Source organism: Delftia sp. SD018, from assembly GCF_017355445.1.
Lineage (GTDB): Bacteria > Pseudomonadota > Gammaproteobacteria > Burkholderiales > Burkholderiaceae_C > Comamonas > Comamonas acidovorans.
Genome location: NZ_JADDRN010000050.1, coordinates 1 through 19,781, shown reverse-complemented (window position 1 = coordinate 19,781; position 19,781 = coordinate 1). Strand labels below are relative to the sequence as shown.

Genomic DNA, 19,781 nt, shown 5'->3' with positions numbered 1-19,781 from the left:
GCAGCGAAGCGGAGGGTCGCGGACATTCGGGTCGCCTTCTTTGATCTGACCTTTCTTGGCGAATCAAGAAAGGGCAGTCGGCCGCCGGGCCGAGACCCGGCCTCGAAAAACAACCACCCGGCCGGGGCAAAAAAAGGCGACTCCGGCGAGCAGAGACACAACTCAGCCCTCCTTGAACAACCTCCCCCCCACAAAATCCACAAACGCCCTCACCTTAGGCGACAACTGCCGACTCGACGCCCACAGCGCCGAAAACTGCCCCGTGTGCGTCAGGTCCTCCGCCAGCACCCGCTGCAGTTCGCCACGCCCCAGTGCATCGCGCGCCAGGAAGTCGGGCATATAGGCCAGCCCCATGCCCGCCACGGCCGCGCCCAGCATGGCTTCCATGTTGTTGCAGACCAGGGCGGCGGGCAGGTGGGGCGGCATGCCGGGCAGCACCCATTCCTCCAGCTTGCCGCTGCTCAGGAAGCGGTAGCGCAGGCAGCTGTGCTGTGCCAGTTCGGCGGGGGATTGCGGTATGCCCCGTGCCGCCAGGTAGTCGGGCGAGCCTGCCAGGATGAAGCGGAACGGCCCCAGCCGGCGCGCCACCAGGCGTGAGTCGGCCAGTTCGCCGCTGCGGATGACCACGTCCAGGCCGGCTTCGACCACGTCCACCAGGTGATCGTTGAAGTCCAGGTCCAGGTCAACCTCCGGGTACAGGGCCTGGAACTCGGGCAGCACGGGCAGCAGGAAGCGGTAGCCGATGGTGGGCAGGCTCACGCGCAGCCGTCCGCGCGGCGCCTCGGCGGCGGCCTGCATGGTGGCGCGCGCATCGTGCAGTTCATCCAGGATGCGGCGGCAGCGCTCATGGAACAGCGCGCCTTCCTGCGTGAGGCGTACCTGGCGCGTGGTGCGCTGGAACAGGCGCAGGCCCAGTTGCTGTTCCAGCCGCGCCACGTTCTTGCCTACGGCCGAGGCCGAGATGCCCAGGGCGCGCCCGGCCTCGGCAAAGCTCAGCAGGTCGGCTGCACGCACAAAGGATTCGAGTCCGCTGAAGCTGTCCATGTCGATTGCCAACCTGGGGTTGGGAGTGTGGGGAGTCTGGCGCCCATTTTCACGGCATTGCAGCGCTTTTATCGTTCATGCATGCCTGGCCATGTGCGGCCGGGAAATTGCGAAAGCCTTGCCAACCATGTCCTCCTGCCTGACTTCTTCCCGCGCACCGGGTGCGCTCCACGGTACAGCGCGACCGCGTGCATCCCCGGTCTGGGTGCTGTTGTCGGTGTGCCTTGCGGCGCTGGCGATGCCGCTGAGCTTTACCGGGCCGGCCGTGGCCCTGTCTGCGCTGCGCGAGGCGCTGGGCGGCGGGCCGCTGGCGCTGAACTGGGTGACGAATGCCTTCATGCTGAGCTTTGGCGCCACGCTGATGGCGGCCGGCGCGCTGGCCGATCTGCACGGGCGGCGGCGCGTTTTCCTGACCGGGCTGGGCGTGGTGCTGGCCAGTGCGCTGGCCCAGGCCTGCCTGGGCGGGCAGGGAGCCATTGTCGTGTTCAACCTGCTGCGTGCGCTGCAGGGCCTGGGCGCGGCGGCCGCGCTGGCGGGCGGCACGGCGGCGCTGGCCCAGGTGTTCGACGGGACGGCGCGCATGCGTGCCTTCAGTGGCGTGGGCACGTCGTTCGGCGTGGGCCTGGCCTTCGGGCCGTTGCTGTCGGGCTGGTTGCTGGGCGTGGCGGGCTGGCGCGGCGTGGTGCTTTGCGTGGCCGCCGTGGCGCTGGCCGCGCTGGTGCTGGGGCTGCGCTGCATGCCGGAGTCGCGCAATCCGAAGGCGCAGCGGCTGGACCGGGCCGGTGCGCTGCTGTTCACCGCAGCCCTGGCGCTGCTGACCTGGGGCGTGCTGCAGGGGCCGGAGGCGGGCTGGTCCAGCGGGGCGGCGCTGCTGCCGCTGGCCGGTGCCGCGCTGGCGCTGGCGGCCTTTGTGGCCGTGGAGCGGCGCGTGCAGCAGCGCACGGGGCAGCCCATGCTGGACCTGTCGCTGTTTCGCTATCCGCGTTTCGTGGGCGTGCAGTTGCTGGCGGGTGCGCCGGCCTATGCCTTCGTGGTGCTGCTGGTGCTGCTGCCGGTGCGCTTCATCGGCGTGGAGGGCATGGCGTCGCTGCAGGCGGGGCAGCTGATGTTTGTGCTGTCCCTGCCCATGCTGTTCGTGCCGTTGCTGGCGGGCTGGCTCACGCGCTGGGTTTCGGCCGCGCTGCTGTGCCTGGCGGGGTTGCTGGTTTGCGCGGCGGGCCTGCTGTGGCTGGGCGGGTGCGCGCCGGGCACGGCCTTTGCGCAGATGGCGCCTCCGCTGCTGCTGATAGGCCTGGGCATCGGGCTGCCCTGGGGTTTGATGGATGGCCTGGCCGTGAGCGTGGTGCCCAGCGAGCGCGCCGGCATGGCCACGGGAATTTTCAGCACGGTGCGCGTGGCGGGCGAAGGCATGGCGCTGGCGCTGGTGGGCGCGGTGCTGGCCGCATTGCTGGTATGGCGTCTGTCGGCCCTGGCAGCTCAGGCGCCCCAGGCAGTGCAGGCGCCCCACGCGGTGCATGCCACCGGCCGCGCGGCGCAGTTGCTGGTGACGGGGAACATCGCCGAGGCCATGGCCCTGCTGCCCGGCCTGTCTGCACCCGCCGTGCTGGCGGCCTATGGCCAAGCCTTTGGCATCTTGCTGGATGTGCTGGCGGGCATCACGGTGCTCACGGCGCTGGCGGTGTACGGGTTCCTGCGTGCCGGGGCCCCCACGGATACCGGTACGGGCACGGACATGGCACATGCCTGACAATCGCGGGTTTCACTCAGCCGCCAGCCGCTTTTCGCCATGTCAGAGGAATCCCAGAACAACGCCCCCCAGACCCCCTATGAATGGATCGGCGGCGAGCCCAGGGTGCAGGCCCTGGTGGACCGTTTCTACGATCTGATGGACCTGGAGCCCGGCTATGCCGAACTGCGTGCCGCCCACGGCAGCACGCTGGCCGATGCGCGCCAGAAGCTGTTCTGGTTCCTGTGCGGCTGGCTGGGCGGCCCGGACCATTACCAGGACCGCTTCGGCCACCCGCGCCTGCGCATGCGCCACATGCCGTTTTCCATCGGCATCCTGGAACGCGACCAGTGGGTGGCCTGCATGGACCAGGCCATGGGCGAGACCGGCGTGCCTGAGGATTTGCGCGTGCGCCTCAAGGCCAGCTTCATGAACACGGCCGACTGGATGCGGAACCGGTAGCAGCTGGCTGCCCCCGGCGCTGCTGAAAAAAAAGGGCCGGCCCCCTGCAGGAGGCCGGCCCAAGCAGCAATCGGTTGGGGTTCAGAGCTTTTCGTCGCGCATGTAGTACCAGTGGTACAGGAACCGCTGCCCCAGCCGGCGAAACGGCGCAAACGCGGGCGAACGCACCATGTTGAAGACGTTCGGGTACTCCAGCTCCGAGTTGTAGATGGGCAGCTCGAAGGTCTTGCTCTGGCGCCCCGCGATGCGCTCGGCCATGCGACGGCCCGCGTGGGCCGAGAAGGAGACGCCGTTGCCGCCATAGCCCACGGCGTAGAAGATGCTCTGGGCCGGGTCGGGCTGGAAGACGCGCGGCATCATGTCGTGGCTCACATCGACCCAGCCCCACCAGGAGTAGTCGATGGTGATGCCCTTGAGCGCCGGGAACTTGCGGTGCAGGCCGTCCACCAGCTTGGCCATGTGGATGGGGTTGGGCGCATCGGCACCCGTGACGGCGCTGCGGCTGCCGATCTGCACGCGGTTGTCGGGCAGGCGGCGGTAGTAAAAGCGCAGCGTGCGCGTGTCGGTGATGACCTGGGTGGTCTTGAAGCCCGTGGCCTCCAGTTCCTGCTCGGTCAGCGGCCGCGTGACCAGCGAGTTCGAGAGGATGGGCATGATCTTGGAGCGCAGGCTGCCATGCAGGGCGTTGCTGGTGTAGCCGCCCGTGGCAAAGCCCACGGCGCGCGCCCGCACGGTGCCGCCGGGCGTGCGCAGGTGGTGCACGCCGTTGCGCGTCTCGACGCCCAGCACCGGGCTGGCCGGGTGCACCTTGACGCCCAGCTCCCGCGCCTTGCGCAGGTAGCCGAAGGCCAGCTTGAGCGGGTGCACGCCGATGCCGTCGGGCTCGTGCATGGCGCCGTGGCTGTCGGCGTCGTTCACATAGTCGCGGCGCAGCTCCTCGGGGCTGAGCATGCGGGCGTCGTAGCCGAAGACCTCGCGCATGATCTGGGTCTCGTTGCGCAGGAAGTCGAGTTTCTTTTCGCGGTGGGCGATGTAGAGGTGGCCGCCGGGCTGGGGCTCGCACTCGGGGAATTCGGCCACCAGGTCCTTGAAGGTCTGGAAGCCCTCGCGGATCTCGGCGTCGAGCTTGAGCGCCACGTCCTTGCCCCAGCGCGCAATCCACTGCGAGCGGTACAGGCGCCCGCTGGCGTTCTGCCCCTGGCCGCCGTTGCGGCTGGTGCAGCCCCAGGCGGTCTGGTTGGCGTCCAGCACCACGGCGCGTATGCCGTGCTCGCGCGCCAGGAACAGGGCCGTGGCCAGGCCCGTGAAGCCCGAGCCGACGATGGCCACGTCCACGTCCATGTCGCCGGTGACCGGGCCGTCATCGTCTGGCGGGCGTCCCGCCGTGCCGACCCAGTAGGTGGGCGCATAGCCCGTGCCGTGGCCCGGGTTGGCGGCCACCAGCGGGTCGTACTGAGGGTCGTAGGGACGCAGGTGGCTGGGGCGGATGTCCTCGGCTTTCATGGCGGATGTCTCCTGGTGCGGCGGCTTGGGATCTGCCGCTTTTTGCTATGGATTCGGTGGAATGGGGCCAATGCCGGCAAGCCCTGCAAGGCGGTGCGCCGACGATGGAATCAGCATAGCCAGCAGGCCATGGAGCCAGTTAGCGCCACAGCCCAGCTTTCGATAGAGCCAGTGGCGGCCGGTGCGCGCGCCTGGACCTAACGATTGATGGCATCTGGTTCTAACGGGTCCGTGTGCCTGCTACCTACCATGGTCCATCGACATTTCGATGACGCGGCGCGGCGGCCCTGCCCGGGGCCCGGCGCCGTGGTACCCACCACAGACAAGGAGACAGCATGAGCGCAGACACCAACCCTCCGGATGCCCAGTTCCTGGCCCGCTTCGCCGAGGCCTGGAACCGCCACGACATCGAGGCCCTGATGGGCTTCATGGCCGATGAGTGCGAGTTCCACGCCGTGGCCGGGCCCGATCTCATGGGCCGCAGCTTCGTCGGCCGCCAGGCGGTGCGCGAGGGTTTCCAGATGGCCTGGCAGGCCTTCCCCGATGCGGCCTGGCTCGATGGAGACCATTTCGTGCAGGGCGACCGTGGCGTGTCCGAGAGCACCTTCAAGGGCACCAAGGCCGACGGCCTGCGCGTGGAAGCGCGCATGGTGGATGTCTTCACCTTCAAGGACGGAAAGATCGCCGTGAAGAACGCCTTCCGCAAGGACCGCCCGCCGGTGGCGGCCGCCTGACGGCGCGGGGCCTTGCGGCCCCGTGCCACCGGGAACACCGGATACGCCACGGCAAGGCGCGCACCTGCGCAGCCACCACAACAGAGCATCAGCCGTGGCGCCTGAACGCAACAGGAGACAAGACATGATCGGACATCAGCAAGCCTCTTCGCCGGGGCTTTCACACGGGCTCAAACAGCGGCACATGACCATGATCGCCCTGGGCGGCGTCATCGGCGCCGGGCTGTTCGTGGGCAGCGGCGTGGTCATCAAGTCGGCCGGGCCGGCCGCGATTCTTTCCTTCCTCATCACGGGCCTGCTCGTGGTGCTGGTCATGCGCATGCTGGGCGAGCTGGCCTGCTCCATGCCCGGCGGAGGGTCCTTCTACGAATATGCGCGAGAGGCCTGGCGCGACCGCCCCGGCGTGGGCCGGCTGGCAGGCTTTCTGACGGGCTGGATGTACTGGTACTTCTGGGTCATCGTCGTGGCGCTGGAGGCCGTGGCCGGTGCCGACCTGGTGCGCTACTGGCTGCCCGATGTCCCCAACTGGAGCATCAGCCTGGTGCTGCTGGTGATGCTGACGCTGACCAACCTGGTCTCGGTGAAGTCCTTTGGCGAGTTCGAGTTCTGGTTCGCCTCCATCAAGGTGGCGGCCATCGTGGTCTTCCTGTTCGTGGCCGGCGTCTACGTGCTGGGCCTGACGCCTGCGTCGCAGGGCATGCACTTCGGCAACCTCACCGGCAATGGCGGCTTCATGCCCAACGGCATCGTGCCGGTGCTGACCGGGGCCGTGGCGGCCACGGGCTTTTACTTCGGCGCCGAAATCGTGACCATCGCGGCGGCTGAAACTGCCGAGCCGCAGAAGGCCGTGGCCAAGGCCACCAGCTCGGTGATCACGCGCGTGCTGGTGTTCTATGTGGGCTCCATCTTCCTGGTGGCCTGCCTGGTGCCCTGGAATGCGGTTGGCATCGCCACGCCGTATGTGAGCGCACTGAACACCATGGGCGTGCCCGCTGCCGCGCAGATCATGAACGCCATCGTGCTGACGGCCGTGCTGTCGGCGCTCAACTCGGGGCTGTATGCATCCTCGCGCATGCTGTTCGCGCTGACGCGGCGCGGCGATGCGCCCCAGGCGCTGGCCAAGGTCAGCCGCAATGGCGTGCCCACGCGCGCCATCCTGGTGGCCACGGTGTTCGGCTACGGCGCCGTGGTGATGTCCTATGTGTCGCCCGACAAGGTGTTCGCCTTCCTGGTCAATTCCTACGGCACGGTGGCGATCTTCGTCTACATCCTGATCGCCATCTCGCAGCTGCGCCTGCGCTCCCGCCTGGAGCGTGAGGCGCCGCACCTGCTCAAGGTGCGCATGTGGTGCTATCCGTACCTGACCTGGTTCGCCATCTTCGGCATGCTGTCCATCGTCATCGCCATGGCCTTCATTCCCGAGCAGCGCACACCGCTGGCGCTGGGCGTGGCCAGCCTGTGCATCCTGCTGCTGGCCTATGGCGTGCGGCAGTTCCTGCAGCGTGGCGTGTCGCCGGTGGTGTCCTCGCTGTCCGAGGCCGCGCAGCCCGAGCCGCAGAAGTACTGACCCAGGGGCGACGGGACCGGCAGGGCCGGTCCCGGCCACTCCTTGCGTTACTTCTCGGGCTGCTCCTCACGGATCGCATCGGCCAGGGCCTTCACGCCCTGGCCGATGTCGTTGGCGGGTATGGACTGGTAGCCCATGCGCATGAAGCTGCCGGGCGTGCCCGGGCGGGCGAAGAACACATCGCCGGGCTCGATGAGCACGCCGTGCGCCGCGGCGCGCTGCGCCAGGGCTTCGACAGGCATGTGGTCGGGCAACTGCACCCAGCACGAGCCGCCGCCGCGCACGGGCGTGATGCGGCAGCCGGGGGCATGCTCGGCCATGGCGGCCGTGAGGGCTGCGTGCCGCTCCTTCTGCGCCTGGGCCAGGCGCCGCTGCTGGGCCTCGTAGTGGCCCAGGGAGATGAACATGGCCAGCGTGCGCTGCACGAAGGTGGCGGGGTGGCGGATCATGAGCCGGCGCAGCGCGCGCAGCTCGCGGATCAGCTCGGGCGCAGCCACGATGTAGCCCACGCGCAGGCCCGGCGCCAGGCTCTTGGACAGGCTGCCCACGTAGATCACGCGGTTGCTGCGGTCCAGGCTCTTGAGTGCCGGAATGGGCTGGCCGTCGAAGCTGCTCTCGCTCTCGTAGTCGTCCTCGATGAGGATGATGTCGTGCGCCTCGGCCATCTCCAGCAGCGCCTCACGCCGCGCCAGCGGCATGGTCACGCCCGTGGGGCATTGGTGGCTGGGGGTCACGTAGAGGTAGTCGAGCTGGCGCAGCAGCGGCGTGACCGGCAGGCCCTGGCCGTCCACCGGCAGCGGGATGACCTGGGAGGTACGGCTGCTGAAGATGTTGCGCGCGTCGGGGTAGCCGGGCTCCTCGATGCCCACGGCCGTGCCCTCGCGCATCAGCAGGTCGGCCACCATGTAGAGGGCGTGCTGCGCACCCACGGTGATGATCAGCTCGTCGGCCGAGGCCCAGACGCCGCGCCTGGGCAGGATCTTGGTCTGCACCTGCTGGATCAGCATCTCGTCGTCGCGCGCGATCTGGTCGGGCGCCCACTGGCGTATGTCCAGCACGCCCAGGGCCTTGAGGCAGCATTCGCGCCAGGCGGCCGTGGGAAACAGCTCCTTGTCGAACTGGCCGTACAGAAAGGGATAGGGGTAGCGCTGCCAGTCCTCTTCCTTGACGATGCTGCGCTGCTGGCTGGGCAGCAGCCACAGGCGCCGCGACCAGTCGGTGCGGCGGCCTTCGCCAGGGGTGGTGCTGGCCGCAGCGCCGCCCGGCGTGCGCCCCTTGAGTACGTCGGGATGGATGAAGTGGCCCTTGCGCTGGCGGCTCAGCAAAAAGGCTTCCTCGGCCAGCTGCTGGTAGGCCAGCACGACGGTGATGCGTGCCACGCCCAGGTGGCGCGCCAGCTCGCGGCTGGAGGGAATGGATTCGCCGGGTGCGAGGATGCCCGAGAGGATGGCATCGACCAGCATCTCGCGGATCTGGCCCTGCAGGCTCAGGGAGGGGCGGGCGCTGCGGCGAAACAGCTGCCCCCACATGGCGCCCTCGGGCGGTTGCGGCTGCGTGGCCGCGCGCTTGTCTGTCATGTCTTGTCGTTCCCGCCGCTGCGGCGGGCCGCTCGCTGTGTTTGTCTCCCGCGCAGGTGCAGGGCAGGGCCTGCATCCGCGACCGGCCAATATAGGCCAGCCGGTGCGCCACGGGGCCCGGAGTTTGCGATGGTTGCAATTTTTGCGGAGAGGCCGGAAATTGATATACAATCGTTGTCTTGGCGGCTGTAGCTCAGCTGGATAGAGTACTTGGCTACGAACCAAGGGGTCGTGGGTTCGATTCCTGCCAGCCGCACCAAAACGACAAGCCTCAGAACTGCAAAGTTCTGAGGCTTTTTCGTTTCAGGCGCCCGCACAGGCCCGCACAGAGGCCGTGGCAATGGTTCAGGCGCTGGTCAACGGTTGTTTTTCGATATTTTCATGGTTTTCCGTAAGCGTTCAAAAAGCACGCTATAATTCGAAGCTTGGCGGCTGTAGCTCAGCTGGATAGAGTACTTGGCTACGAACCAAGGGGTCGTGGGTTCGATTCCTGCCAGCCGCACCAAAACGACAAGCCTCAGAACTGCAAAGTTCTGAGGCTTTTTCGTTTGTGCTCAGTTGGTGCCGCCGTTGGTGTCGAGGTTTGTTCGGCGTCTTCGCCTGCTGCGGTGATCTGTGTGAAGATCGGCTCCCTATGAGCAAGGCTTTCACCAAGGAATCCGACGGCGACGACGATGATGAAGTCGGCCTGCCGCCCTTGCCGCCGGGCGGCAAGAACTACATCACGCCCCAGGGCTTCGCGCGGCTGAAGACGGAGCTGCTGGACCTGATCGACAACGAGCGTCCGCGCATCGTGGAGATCGTGCACTGGGCGGCCAGCAATGGCGACCGCTCCGAGAACGGCGACTATCTCTACGGCAAGAAGCGCCTGCGCGAGATCGATAGGCGCATCCGCTTTCTGACCAAGCGGCTGGAGATCGCCGAGGTGGTCGATCCCTCCGTGCATGCCGGCAGCGAGCAGATCTACTTCGGCGCCACCGTCACCTATGTCGATGACGAAGGCGAGGAGCGCACCATCACCATCATGGGCATCGACGAGGCCGACAGCGCACGCCAGCAGGTCAGCTGGATCGCACCCGTCTCGCGCGCCCTGCTCAAGGCCCGTGTGGGCGACGAGGTGGCCCTGCCCACACCCGCAGGTGTGCGCACGCTGGAAGTGCTGGAAGTCACCTACCCGGAGCCGGGCAGCGCCGCCGGGTGAGCGTTCAGGGCTGCAGTTTCTGCAGCAGCTCCAGCGTGGGATAGCCGTCGGCCACCAGGCCCTGGCTTTGCTGGAACTGGCGCAGGCCCGCGCGCGTGGCCGGGCCCATCACGCCATCGGCCGTCCCGGCTGAAAATCCCCGTTCGTTGAGCGCAGCCTGCAAGGCGCGCAACTGCTCGCGCGACAGCGGTGCCAGATCGCGCGGCCAGGCCGCCTGCACGCCCGGGCCGCCGGCCAGTTGCTGCGACAGCAGGCCCACGCCCAACGCGTAATTCACGGAGTTGTTGTAGCGCAGGATGGTGCGGAAATTGGCACCCACCATGAAGGCCGGCCCACGCGCGCCGGCCGGCGCGATCACGCTGGCATCGGCCATGGCGGGCAGGGCGGATCCGTCCACGGCCTGCACGCCTTCGGCTGCCCATTGCGCGCTGTCCTGGCGCACGCTGGTCTCGGCGCGTGCATGGTCAAAGCCTGCCGGCAGGCGCACTTCCACGCCCCAGGGCTCGCCCGTCTTCCAGCCCGAATGGGCCAGGTAGTTCGCCGTGGAGGCCGTCACATCGGGCAGACTGCCCCAGATGTCGCGGCGGCCGTCGCCATCGGCATCCACCGCATAGGCCAGGAACACGGAGGGAAGGAATTGCGTGTGGCCCATGGCACCCGCCCAGGAGCCGATCATGTGGGCCGCATCGATATCGCCGTTGTCGATGATGCACAGGGCTGCGAGCAGCTCCTTTTGCGCCCAGGCGGCGCGCCGGCCGTCAAAGGCCAGCGTGGCCAGCGCATCGACCGTTGGGAAGTTGCCGAAGTTGCTGCCGAAATTGCTTTCCATGCCCCAGATGGCGGCGATCACCTCGGCCGGCACGCCATAGCGCTGGCTGGCCGACTGCAGCGGTGCAGCCGCTTCGCGCAGCTTGGCGCGGCCCTGGGCAATGCGCTGGGCCGATACGGCGCTGTCCAGGTACTGCCAGGGCGTGCGCGTGAATTCAGGCTGCGAGCGGTCCAGCTGCACCGCGCGGCGCTGCAGCCGGGCAGGCTCCAGTGCGCTGCGCACGGTTTTCTCCGAGATGCCGGCGTCCAGCGCCTTGCGCGCGAAATCCCGCTTCCATGCTTCGAAGCTGGTGGCCTCGGCCTGCTGGGCGGCATCCGGCGCGGTGGCCGGTTCGGGCTGCACGGGCGCGGCAGGCGCCGTGGGGGCGGGCATGGAGGGCGGCACCGTGACCGGCGCAGGCGCCGGCCGGGACGCGCAGCCGGCCAGCAGCACGGCGGCCAGGGCGGTGGCCAGGGCGGCACGGTTGAGCGCGGCGGGATGGCGGGCGGTGGGAAAGGCGTGGGCGGTGGCTTGGGCGGCGGCTTGGGCGGTGGCGTGTGCGTGGTGCATCCGGCCATTGTCTCCGCTGCACCCCGGCTCGGAGTGCAACACGGTGTTTCTGCATTGGGCGTGCGGGGCCGCTATGCTGTGCGGCCATGACTGCCATCGCTCCGCCGCCATCACCATCCCTGGTTCTGCACGATGCCGCGCTGGCCCTGCGCGCCTTGCTGCCGCCCGGCCGGCGCTGGCTGGTGCTGACGGGCGCGGGCTGCAGCACGGGCTCCGGCATTCCGGACTATCGGGATCTGGAGGGGCAATGGAAGCGCCCCCAGCCGGTGACGCTGCAGGCCTTCATGGGCAGCCATGCCACGCGCCAGCGCTATTGGGCGCGCAGCCTGCTGGGCTGGCCCGTGATGGCGCAGGCCAGACCCGGCCAGGCCCACGCGGCACTGGCGCAGTTGCAGCGGCACGGATGGATCGAAGGCCTGGTCACCCAGAATGTGGACGGCCTGCATACGGCCGCGGGCAGCGATGGCGTCATCGACCTGCACGGCCGCATCGCCGCCGTTCGCTGCATGGGCTGCGGCGCCGGCATGGAGCGCGCCGTGCTGCAGGCCATGCTGCTGGAGCGCAACCCCGGCTGGGCCGGCCTGAGCGCCCAGGCCGCGCCCGACGGCGATGCCGATCTGGAGGGGCGCGACTTCAGCCGCTTCGACGTGCCGGCCTGCCCGCACTGCGGCGGCGTGCTCAAGCCCGATGTGGTGTTCTACGGGGAAGGCGTGCCCAGCCAGCGGGTGCAGGCCGTGCGCGCCATGCTGCAGCAGGCCGGCGGGCTGCTGGTCGCCGGTTCGTCGCTGATGGTGTATTCAGGCCTGCGCTTCGTGCATGAGGCCGTGGCCCAGGGCAAGCCGGTGGCCGCCATCAACCAGGGCCGCATGCGCTCCGAGGATTTGCTGGCCCTCAAGATCGAGCAGGACTGCGGCCCGTTGCTGCAGCAGCTGGCCCTGGACCTGGAGCAATGAAAAAGCCCCGCAGGAGCGGGGCAGTGTTCAGGGGATGACGCGCGATGCGCGCACCACCGAGTGCACGCGGCGCAGGTTGCGCAGCGCGGACTCCACCTGCTGGTTGTCGTGCACCGAGATCACGAAGCACAGGTCCGTGGTGCTCATGGCGGCCTCGTCGGCCATGTCCACGCGCAGGATGTCCACCTCGGCGCCCGCCAGCTCGGCCGCCACGCGCGCGAGCACGCCCTTGCCGTTGTTGACGGTGACCACGATGCGTGCCTCGAACAGGCGCGCGGCATCCATCTCATCGGCCCACTCGACCACGATGAAGCGGTCCCTGTCCTTTTCCTGCAGGCGCTGCGCGATCTTGCACTGCGCATGGTGGACGATCAAGCCTTCGCCGCTGCCCAGGTAGCCCACGATGGGGTCGCCCGGCACGGGGCGGCAGCATTGCGCGTAGTGGATGGAGCCCTGGTTGGAGCCGTCCAGCAGCACGGCGCCCTGGAAGGGACGGTTGCTGGAGTTGAAGCGTTCGCGTGTGAGCAGCAGGGCGTCGGGCCGGTGGCCGTGGCGCGCCATCAGCGCCGTCAGGCGCGAGGCCACCAGCGACGCAATGCGCCGGCCCATGCCGATGTCCACCATCAGGTCGGCGCGGCTGCGGCTGCCGGCCATGCGCAGCACCTCGTCCCACAGTGCCTGGTTGGCCTCGTCGGCCGGCGGCACGGCATCCATGCCTTCGGCACGCATGGCCTGGGCCAGCAGGTTCTCGCCCAGGCGGGCCGATTCGCTTTGCGCGGCCGACTTCAGGTAGTGGCGGATCTTGGAGCGCGCGCGGCCCGTCTTCACGAAGCCCAGCCAGGCCGGGTTGGGCGTGGCGTCCTCGGAGGTGACGATCTGCACCACGTCGCCGCTCTTGAGTTCGGTGCGCAGCGGCACTTCCTCGTTGTTGATCCGGGCGGCCGTCATGTGGTTGCCGACCTTGCTGTGGATGGCATAGGCGAAGTCCACCACGGTGGCGCCGCGCGGCATGGCCATGATCTCGCTCTTGGGCGTGAACACGTAGACGGCGTCGGGGAACAGGTCCACCTTGACGTGGTCCCAGAACTCGGCCGCATCGCGCGTCTCGTTCTGGATGTCCAGCAGCGACTGCAGCCACTGCGTGCCCAGCTGTTCGGAATCGTGGCCGGGCTGGGCCTTGTACAGCCAGTGCGCGGCGACGCCGGCCTCGGCGACGATGTGCATTTCCTCGGTGCGGATCTGGAACTCGATGTTCACGCCCGAGGGGCCCACCAGCGTGGTGTGCAGCGACTGGTAGCCATTGTTCTTGGCAATGGCGATGTAGTCCTTGAAGCGGCCCGGCATGGGCTTGTACATCTGGTGCAGCACGCCCAGCGCGGTGTAGCAGTCGATCACGCGCGGCAGGATGACGCGAAACCCGTAGACGTCCGTCACCTTGGCAAAGCTCAGCTGGTTCTTCTCCATGCGCAGATAGAGCGAATACAGCGTGCTTTCGCGCCCGGCCAGGCGTGCCTGCAGGCCTGCGCCGGCGAACTCCGCATTGACCTCGTCCTGCACGCGCTGGACCAGGTCGCGGCGGCGCTTGCGCGAGCGGGCGATGGCCTTTTCCAGCGTGGCATAGCGCCAGGGATGCAGGTGGCGGAAGGCCAGGTCCTGCAGCTCGCGGTAGGTCTGGTTCAGGCCCAGGCGGTGGGCGATGGGTGCGTAGATCTCCAGCGTCTCCGACGAGATGCGGCCCCACTTGTTGCGCGGCATGTCGCCCATGGTGCGCATGTTGTGGGTGCGGTCGGCCAGCTTGATCAGGATGACGCGCACATCGCGCGCCATGGCCAGAAGCATCTTGCGGAAGGACTCGGCCTGGTTTTCCTCACGCGTGTTGAACTGCAGCTTGTCCAGCTTGGTGAGGCCGTCGACCAGCTCGGCCACGTCCTGGCCGAAGCGCTGGGCGAGGTCCGCCTTGGTGACGCCGCAGTCTTCCATCGCATCGTGCAGCAGCGCGGCCATCAGGGCCGGGGCGTCGAGCTTCCAGCTCGCGCACAGCGCGGTGACGGCAATGGGATGGGTGATGTAGGGTTCGCCGCTGCTGCGCCACTGGTCGCTGTGGGCCAGGTCGGCAAAGGCATAGGCTTCGCGCACCTGCTCGATGCTGGTGGCATCCAGGTAACCCAGGTGCTCCATCAGTCCGGCAAAGGCATTGGCCGACACGCTCGCTGCCTGCTCTGCAGACATGCGCTCGGGCCGGGGTGTCGGTACGGGATCAGAGGGGGCTGTGAACGAAGTCAAGGCCGCTTTCATGACTTAAATGTAGCGTGCATGCGGGTTTGTGCAGGCTTCATGTAAAAAAAGCACCGCTGTGCGGTGCTCTTTGTGGGGCCATTGTGTTGCTTTGCAGCAAATCAGCCCGGAACCTTCTTCAGCATCTCCAGGCCGACCTTGCCTTCGGCGATCTCGCGCAGGGCGGTGACACCGGGCTTGTTCTTGGTTTCGATCCTGGGCGTGTGGCCCTGGCTCAGCATGCGGGCGCGGTAGGTGGCGGCCAACACGAGCTGGAAGCGGTTAGGGATCTGCTCCAGGCAGTCTTCAACAGTGATGCGTGCCATCAGGATCTCCGGGAAACGTCAGTTGGGTACAGAAATATTGAGAGACTCGAAGGTCTCTGCGCGGCGGCTGCGCTGAGCCGCATACTTGAGGCGCTGGGCGTGGATGATCGTCTTGAGATCAAACAGTGCGCTCTCGAACAATTCGTTGATTATAACGAAGTCGAATTTCGCCACCTGGGCCATCTCCTCGGCCGCGTTCGTCAGGCGCAGTTCGATCACCTCGGGCGCATCCTCGCCCCGGTTTTCCAGGCGTGCGCGAAGCTCGTCCCAGCTGGGCGGCAGGATGAAGATCAGAACGGCGTTCGGAAACGCTTCCTTGACCTGCAGCGCGCCCTGGTAGTCGATCTCCAGCAGCACGTCGGTGCCGACCTGGATGCGCTCTTCCAGCGCCTTCTTGGCCGTGCCGTAGCGGCGGCTGTGCACATTCGCCCATTCGACGAAGGCGTTGTTCGACACCATGGTGTCGAATTCCTGGTCGGAGACGAAGTAGTACTCGCGGCCGTGCTTTTCCTGGCCACGCGGCGCGCGGGTGGTGTGGGAGACGGAGGGCGAGACGCGCGCATCGAACTCGCGCAAGGCTCGCACCAGGCTGGACTTGCCGGCCCCGCTGGGGGCCGAGACGACAAAGAGGTTTCCGGGGTAATCCATGGATTTGTGCGCAGTTTGGTTACGCATGGGCATCTGTGATGGGCTTATTCGATGTTCTGCACCTGCTCGCGCATCTGCTCGATCAGCACCTTCATGTCCACGCTGATGCGGGTCAGCTCCAGCGTGGCGGACTTGGAGCCCAGCGTGTTGGCTTCGCGGTGCAGTTCCTGGATCAGGAAATCCAGGCGCTTGCCGATCTCGCCGCCCTTCTTGAGCAGGCTCTGGATCTCGTCCAGGTGCGAGTCCAGGCGGGTGACTTCTTCCGCCACGTCGATGCGGATGGCAAAGGCCGTGGCCTCGGTCAAGGCGCGGTCCTGTGCGGCTTCGGGCGCCACGGCGCCTTCGGCCAGGGCCATCGCTTCCTTCCAGCGCTCCATGAAGCGCAGGCGCTGCTGCTCCACGAGCTGGGGCACCAGGGGCGTGGCGTCTGCCGCGAGCTTGCGCAGCTGGGCGATGCGGTCCAGCAGCATGGTGGCCAGGCGCTTGCCTTCGCGGGCGCGGGCCTCCAGCAGTTCGGTCAGGGCCTGCTCTGCCAGCGTGGGCAGCATGCTGCTCCAGTCGATGGCCGAGTTGGCGCCGCCGCTGGCCAGGCGCAGTGCGTCGGAGACGGACAGGCTGCGAGCGTCGGGCAGCCATGACTGGACGGTGTCCTGGAGCATGGCCAGGCGCTGCAGCATGGCGGTGGAGGGATCGGGCAGGGAGTTGCCGTCGTCGTTGTCGATGGCGGCGCGCACTTCGACCTTGCCGCGCTTGAGGCGGGCGGTCAGAAGGGCCCGCAGGGCCGGCTCATGGGCGCGCAACTCGTCGGGCAGGCGGAACGAAAGATCCAGGAAGCGGCTGTTGACCGAGCGGATCTCCAGACCGAGCCGGCTGTTGCGGCCCGACGCTCCACCATCTTCTGCGGACGCGCCGTGCTGGGCACTGGCGTATCCGGTCATGCTGTAAACTGGCATTGGACTTTTGATGGATGCTTGCAATTGCCCGATTATCCGGGTTTCGCCTCATCCCTGAGACTCACCGGAGAAAAATGTCTTCCAAGATCAAGCCGGCGCCATTGCCGCCAGGCAGCACGATCGGCGGCTATCGGGTGGTGCGCAGGCTTGCTTCCGGCGGTTTCGGCGTCGTTTACCTGGCCTTGGATGCAGAGGGCAAGCAGGTTGCGATCAAGGAATACCTGCCCGCATCGCTGGCCACCCGTGCCCCCGGAGAGTTGCAGCCCGCCGTGGCTCCCGAAAAGCTTTCACTGTACCGCCTGGGCCTCAAGAGCTTCTTCGAGGAAGGGCGTTCCCTTGCACAGATCTCCCACGCTTCCGTGGTCAGCGTGCTCAATTTCTTTCGCGAGAACGAAACCGTCTACATGGTGATGAACTACCTGGAGGGTGCCACCCTGCAGGACTTCGTTGTCACCGCGCGCGAGCTCAAGGCCGAGAAGGTGTTCCGCGAATCGACCATCCGCTCGCTGTTCGACGAGGTGCTGCGCGGCCTGCGCATCGTGCACCAGCACAAGATGCTGCACCTGGACATCAAGCCGGCCAACATCTTCATCACCAATGATGACCGTGCCGTGATGATCGACTTCGGCGCGGCGCGCGAGGTGCTGTCCAAGGAAGGCAACTTCATCCGCCCCATGTACACGCCGGGCTTTGCTGCGCCCGAGATGTACCGCCGCGATGCGTCGCTCGGCCCCTGGACCGACATCTACGCGATTGGCGCCTGCATCTATGCCTGCATGCAGGGCTTTCCGCCCAACGAGGCGCCGCAGCGCCAGGACAAGGACCGGCTCACGCTGGCGCTGACCAAGCTGCGCGGCGTGTACTCGGACAACCTCATCGAAGTCGTCGAGTGGTGCATGGCCATGGACCCGGGCTCGCGCCCGCAGTCGGTGTTTGCGCTGCAAAAGGAGTTGAGCCGCGAGGGTGAGCGCCGCTACACCAAGCTCAGTGTCTCCGAGCGCATGCGCCTGCAACTGGACACGCTGGTGACCGACGCCAAGAAGAACATGCAGAAGATCAGCGGCGCGGCAGGCCTGCCGGCCGTCGGCCAGGAGCGCAAGCCATGAGGTTTTCGGTATTTCAGCTGAGCCGTCGCGGCGGCCGGGCGCTCAATGAAGACCGCATGGGCTACTGCTACACGCGGGAGGCCGTGCTCTTCGTGCTGGCCGACGGCATGGGCGGCCATCCCGAAGGCGAGGTCGCCGCGCAGCTGGCGCTGCAGGTGATGTCCGTGCATTTCCAGCGCCAGGCCAAGCCGCTGCTGGACGATCCGCAGGGCTTTCTGGTCGATGCGCTGCTGCATGCGCACCGGCAGATCCTGCGCTACGCCAGCGCCAAGGGCATGATCGATACGCCGCGCACCACGCTGGTGGCGGCCGTCATCCAGAAGGGCAAGATCACCTGGATCCACTGCGGCGACTCGCGCCTGTACCTGGTGCGCGGTGGCGAGCTGCTGGTGCGCACGCGTGACCACTCCTATCTGGAGATGGGCGAGATCGCCGCGCAGCTCAAGACATCCAGCCGCAATGTGCTGTTCACCTGCCTGGGCTCGCCGTCCAAGCCCATCTACGACGTGACCGAGCCGCGCCGGCTGGAGCAGGGCGACAAGCTGCTGCTGTGCTCCGACGGCCTGTGGGGCAGCGTGGACGAAGGGCACCTGCTGCGCACCCTGCATGGCCGCACCGTGTCCCAGGCCATCCCCCAGCTGGTGGAAACGGCGCTGCGCAACGCGGGCGATGCCAGCGACAACGTCACGGCCATCGCCATGGAGTGGGAGACGCCCGACGCCTTCGAGTCCACCATGGGCATTTCCACCCAGGACATCGAGAACGACGCGTTTGAATCCACGATCCAGGGGGGGCCAATCGAAGACCTGGAAGATGAGCTGGATGACGCCGCCATCGAGCGCTCCATCGCCGAGATCAACGAGGCGATACGCCGCTCGGCCGAGCGCCAGTTCAAGCGCTGAACGCCGCTGCCGGCCCGCAGCAGCGGTGCCGGTGGCGCGCATGGACTACCAACCTATTGACGACAAAGGGCGCACGGGCGCCCGACTGGATTTCTACGATGAAGATTGTGTTGGCCTCCAACAACCGCGGCAAGCTCGCCGAGCTGCAAGCCATGTTCGCCCCGCTGGGCGTTGAACTGATTCGCCAGGGCGACCTGTTCGAGGGCGAGGCGCCCGAGCCGCATTGCACCTTCGTGGAGAACGCGCTGTCCAAGGCCCGCTTCGCGGCCGAGCGCACGGGCCTGCCCGCCATTGCCGACGACGCCGGCATGTGCGTCTCGCACTTCGGCGGCCTGCCGGGCGTGGACACGGCCTACTACTGCACGCAGTTCGGCTACGAGAAAAGCGACGACAACAACGTGCGCGCCCTGCTGGAGCAGATGCAGGGCGTGGCCGACCGCCGCGCCGCCATGGTCAGCACCCTGGTGGGCGTGCGCAGCGCCAGGGACCCCGAGCCGCTGATCGCCATGGGCCGCGTGCAGGGCGAGATCACCACCGAGCGCCGTGGCACGCAGGGCTTCGGCTTCGACCCCGTGATGTACATCCCCGAGCTGGGCCAGACCTTTGCCGAGATGGACCCGGCCGTGAAGCACGCGCACAGCCACCGCGGCCGCGCCACGCTGCAGATGATCGAACTCGTGCGCGAGCGCTGGGTGCGATGATTCCCATCCAGCCCCAGGATTCGGCCTCCGGCGCCCAGGCCGCCGTGCAGCGCGACATCCAGCACTACATGCGCCCCGGCACGCTGCAGCTGGGCAGCCTGCCGCCGCTGTCGCTGTATGTGCACCTGCCCTGGTGCATTCGCAAGTGCCCGTACTGCGACTTCAACTCGCACGAGCATGGCCGCGACGGCCCCAAGCTGCCCGAAGACCGCTACATCGACGCCCTGGTCGCCGACCTGGAGAGCGCGCTGCCGCTGATCTGGGGCCGCACCGTGCACAGCATCTTCATCGGCGGCGGCACGCCCAGCCTGTTCGCGCCCGAGTCCATCGACCGGCTGCTGGCCGCCATCCGCGCGCGCCTGCGCATGGAGGCCGACTGCGAGATCACCATGGAGGCCAACCCCGGCACCTTCGAGACCGACCGCTTCCGCGCCTTCCGCGCGGCCGGTGTCACGCGGCTGTCCATTGGCGTGCAGAGCTTTGACGACCGCCTGCTGCAGGCCGTGGGCCGCGTGCACGACGGCGCCCAGGCGCGTGCGGCCGTGCGCGAGGCGGCCGACAGCTTCGAGACCTTCAACATCGACCTGATGTACGCGCTGCCCGGCCAGACCGAACTGGACCTGGCGCGGGACCTGGACGTGGCCATGTCCTTCGCCCCGCCGCACCTGTCGGTCTATCACCTGACCATCGAGCCCAATACGTATTTCGCCAAGTTTCCGCCGGCCA

Annotated in this window: 18 protein-coding genes and 2 tRNA genes; 12 read left to right on the top strand and 8 right to left on the bottom strand. The window is 67.6% G+C overall.

The window, feature by feature from the left end; translation table 11 throughout:
- Positions 1-162 precede the first annotated feature (162 nt).
- A complete protein-coding gene (locus INR38_RS27705) occupies positions 163-1,044 on the bottom strand; it encodes a LysR substrate-binding domain-containing protein (protein WP_043825190.1) in 882 nt (293 codons plus the stop codon).
- A 205-nt stretch (positions 1,045-1,249) separates the two neighbouring features.
- Here INR38_RS27705 and INR38_RS27700 point away from each other — a divergent pair, with 205 nt between their 5' ends.
- Both INR38_RS27700 and INR38_RS27695 read left to right on the top strand, forming a co-directional pair.
- Positions 1,250-2,791, top strand: coding sequence for an MFS transporter (locus INR38_RS27700; RefSeq protein ID WP_207443141.1), 1,542 nt, complete (start codon positions 1,250-1,252; stop codon positions 2,789-2,791).
- A 39-nt stretch (positions 2,792-2,830) separates the two neighbouring features.
- Positions 2,831-3,232 (top strand): group II truncated hemoglobin, encoded by a 402-nt coding sequence (locus INR38_RS27695; protein WP_012203943.1) that lies wholly within the window; start codon positions 2,831-2,833, stop codon positions 3,230-3,232.
- A gap of 81 nt (positions 3,233-3,313) precedes the next feature.
- On the opposite strand, the gene INR38_RS27690 is transcribed toward INR38_RS27695, so the two are convergent.
- A complete protein-coding gene (locus tag INR38_RS27690) occupies positions 3,314-4,735 on the bottom strand; it encodes an FAD-binding oxidoreductase (RefSeq protein ID WP_012203944.1) in 1,422 nt (473 codons plus the stop codon).
- Between the two features lie 335 nt (positions 4,736-5,070).
- Here INR38_RS27690 and INR38_RS27685 point away from each other — a divergent pair, with 335 nt between their 5' ends.
- Both INR38_RS27685 and INR38_RS27680 read left to right on the top strand, forming a co-directional pair.
- The gene (locus INR38_RS27685) at positions 5,071-5,469 is read left to right on the top strand and encodes a nuclear transport factor 2 family protein (protein ID WP_013803799.1); all 399 of its coding nucleotides are present in this window, start codon (positions 5,071-5,073) and stop codon (positions 5,467-5,469) included.
- 124 nt (positions 5,470-5,593) lie between these two features.
- On the top strand, positions 5,594-7,036 hold the full coding sequence (locus INR38_RS27680) for an amino acid permease (protein ID WP_207443140.1): 1,443 nt from the start codon (positions 5,594-5,596) through the stop codon (positions 7,034-7,036).
- A 47-nt stretch (positions 7,037-7,083) separates the two neighbouring features.
- On the opposite strand, the gene INR38_RS27675 is transcribed toward INR38_RS27680, so the two are convergent.
- Positions 7,084-8,613 (bottom strand): PLP-dependent aminotransferase family protein, encoded by a 1,530-nt coding sequence (locus tag INR38_RS27675; RefSeq protein ID WP_207443139.1) that lies wholly within the window; start codon positions 8,611-8,613, stop codon positions 7,084-7,086.
- 182 nt (positions 8,614-8,795) lie between these two features.
- Here INR38_RS27675 and INR38_RS27670 point away from each other — a divergent pair.
- The 3 genes from INR38_RS27670 (at position 8,796) to greB (ending at position 9,814) form a co-directional block, all read left to right on the top strand.
- A tRNA-Arg gene (locus tag INR38_RS27670) sits at positions 8,796-8,872 on the top strand.
- A gap of 169 nt (positions 8,873-9,041) precedes the next feature.
- A tRNA-Arg gene (locus INR38_RS27665) sits at positions 9,042-9,118 on the top strand.
- Positions 9,119-9,247: 129 nt separating this feature from the next.
- On the top strand, positions 9,248-9,814 hold the full coding sequence (greB, locus tag INR38_RS27660) for a transcription elongation factor GreB (RefSeq protein ID WP_013803797.1): 567 nt from the start codon (positions 9,248-9,250) through the stop codon (positions 9,812-9,814).
- A gap of 4 nt (positions 9,815-9,818) precedes the next feature.
- Here greB and INR38_RS27655 read toward each other — a convergent pair whose 3' ends face one another.
- On the bottom strand, positions 9,819-11,192 hold the full coding sequence (locus tag INR38_RS27655; RefSeq protein WP_207476057.1) for a lytic murein transglycosylase: 1,374 nt from the start codon (positions 11,190-11,192) through the stop codon (positions 9,819-9,821).
- Positions 11,193-11,278: 86 nt separating this feature from the next.
- Here INR38_RS27655 and INR38_RS27650 point away from each other — a divergent pair, with 86 nt between their 5' ends.
- Entirely contained in the window at positions 11,279-12,145 is an 867-nt protein-coding gene (locus INR38_RS27650; protein ID WP_207444593.1) for an NAD-dependent protein deacetylase, read from the top strand.
- A 27-nt stretch (positions 12,146-12,172) separates the two neighbouring features.
- Here INR38_RS27650 and INR38_RS27645 read toward each other — a convergent pair whose 3' ends face one another.
- The 4 genes from INR38_RS27645 to INR38_RS27630 form a co-directional block, all read right to left on the bottom strand.
- Complete coding sequence (locus INR38_RS27645) at positions 12,173-14,440, bottom strand: bifunctional (p)ppGpp synthetase/guanosine-3',5'-bis(diphosphate) 3'-pyrophosphohydrolase (protein WP_207444592.1); 2,268 nt, start codon at positions 14,438-14,440, stop codon at positions 12,173-12,175.
- A gap of 101 nt (positions 14,441-14,541) precedes the next feature.
- Complete coding sequence (gene rpoZ, locus INR38_RS27640) at positions 14,542-14,745, bottom strand: DNA-directed RNA polymerase subunit omega (RefSeq protein ID WP_012203952.1); 204 nt, start codon at positions 14,743-14,745, stop codon at positions 14,542-14,544.
- A gap of 18 nt (positions 14,746-14,763) precedes the next feature.
- Positions 14,764-15,393, bottom strand: a complete 630-nt coding sequence (gmk, locus tag INR38_RS27635) for a guanylate kinase (RefSeq protein ID WP_013803794.1) — start codon at positions 15,391-15,393, stop codon at positions 14,764-14,766.
- A 44-nt stretch (positions 15,394-15,437) separates the two neighbouring features.
- On the bottom strand, positions 15,438-16,331 hold the full coding sequence (locus tag INR38_RS27630; RefSeq protein WP_043825178.1) for a YicC/YloC family endoribonuclease: 894 nt from the start codon (positions 16,329-16,331) through the stop codon (positions 15,438-15,440).
- Between the two features lie 89 nt (positions 16,332-16,420).
- Between INR38_RS27630 and INR38_RS27625 the strand changes: the two genes are divergently transcribed.
- From INR38_RS27625 to hemW, 4 genes are all read left to right on the top strand, one after another.
- A complete protein-coding gene (locus INR38_RS27625) occupies positions 16,421-17,452 on the top strand; it encodes a serine/threonine-protein kinase (protein ID WP_012203955.1) in 1,032 nt (343 codons plus the stop codon).
- Positions 17,449-18,354 carry a protein phosphatase 2C domain-containing protein gene (locus tag INR38_RS27620; protein WP_207444591.1) on the top strand — a complete coding sequence of 302 codons (906 nt, stop codon included), beginning with the start codon at positions 17,449-17,451 and terminating at the stop codon, positions 18,352-18,354. Before INR38_RS27625 ends, INR38_RS27620 begins: the two co-directional genes overlap by 4 nt.
- A gap of 98 nt (positions 18,355-18,452) precedes the next feature.
- The gene (gene rdgB / locus INR38_RS27615; RefSeq protein WP_013803792.1) at positions 18,453-19,055 is read left to right on the top strand and encodes an RdgB/HAM1 family non-canonical purine NTP pyrophosphatase; all 603 of its coding nucleotides are present in this window, start codon (positions 18,453-18,455) and stop codon (positions 19,053-19,055) included.
- A partial coding sequence (hemW, locus tag INR38_RS27610; protein ID WP_207476056.1) for a radical SAM family heme chaperone HemW occupies positions 19,052-19,781 on the top strand: 730 nt, incomplete at its 3' end. The genes rdgB and hemW, both read left to right, overlap by 4 nt.

What these genes read in the sequence shown, in the direction of transcription:
- INR38_RS27630 (WP_043825178.1), bottom strand. Translation starts at nt 16,331, where the DNA reads ATGACCGGATACGCCAGTGCCCAGCACGGCGCGTCCGCAGAAGATGGT.
- INR38_RS27675 (WP_207443139.1), bottom strand. Translation starts at nt 8,613, where the DNA reads ATGACAGACAAGCGCGCGGCCACGCAGCCGCAACCGCCCGAGGGCGCC.
- INR38_RS27650 (WP_207444593.1), top strand. Translation starts at nt 11,279, where the DNA reads ATGACTGCCATCGCTCCGCCGCCATCACCATCCCTGGTTCTGCACGAT.
- INR38_RS27705 (WP_043825190.1), bottom strand. Translation starts at nt 1,044, where the DNA reads ATGGACAGCTTCAGCGGACTCGAATCCTTTGTGCGTGCAGCCGACCTG.
- INR38_RS27690 (WP_012203944.1), bottom strand. Translation starts at nt 4,735, where the DNA reads ATGAAAGCCGAGGACATCCGCCCCAGCCACCTGCGTCCCTACGACCCT.
- INR38_RS27695 (WP_012203943.1), top strand. Translation starts at nt 2,831, where the DNA reads ATGTCAGAGGAATCCCAGAACAACGCCCCCCAGACCCCCTATGAATGG.
- INR38_RS27655 (WP_207476057.1), bottom strand. Translation starts at nt 11,192, where the DNA reads ATGCACCACGCACACGCCACCGCCCAAGCCGCCGCCCAAGCCACCGCC.
- INR38_RS27625 (WP_012203955.1), top strand. Translation starts at nt 16,421, where the DNA reads ATGTCTTCCAAGATCAAGCCGGCGCCATTGCCGCCAGGCAGCACGATC.
- rpoZ (WP_012203952.1), bottom strand. Translation starts at nt 14,745, where the DNA reads ATGGCACGCATCACTGTTGAAGACTGCCTGGAGCAGATCCCTAACCGC.
- INR38_RS27645 (WP_207444592.1), bottom strand. Translation starts at nt 14,440, where the DNA reads ATGAAAGCGGCCTTGACTTCGTTCACAGCCCCCTCTGATCCCGTACCG.
- rdgB (WP_013803792.1), top strand. Translation starts at nt 18,453, where the DNA reads ATGAAGATTGTGTTGGCCTCCAACAACCGCGGCAAGCTCGCCGAGCTG.
- greB (WP_013803797.1), top strand. Translation starts at nt 9,248, where the DNA reads ATGAGCAAGGCTTTCACCAAGGAATCCGACGGCGACGACGATGATGAA.
- INR38_RS27680 (WP_207443140.1), top strand. Translation starts at nt 5,594, where the DNA reads ATGATCGGACATCAGCAAGCCTCTTCGCCGGGGCTTTCACACGGGCTC.
- INR38_RS27620 (WP_207444591.1), top strand. Translation starts at nt 17,449, where the DNA reads ATGAGGTTTTCGGTATTTCAGCTGAGCCGTCGCGGCGGCCGGGCGCTC.
- INR38_RS27685 (WP_013803799.1), top strand. Translation starts at nt 5,071, where the DNA reads ATGAGCGCAGACACCAACCCTCCGGATGCCCAGTTCCTGGCCCGCTTC.
- gmk (WP_013803794.1), bottom strand. Translation starts at nt 15,393, where the DNA reads ATGGATTACCCCGGAAACCTCTTTGTCGTCTCGGCCCCCAGCGGGGCC.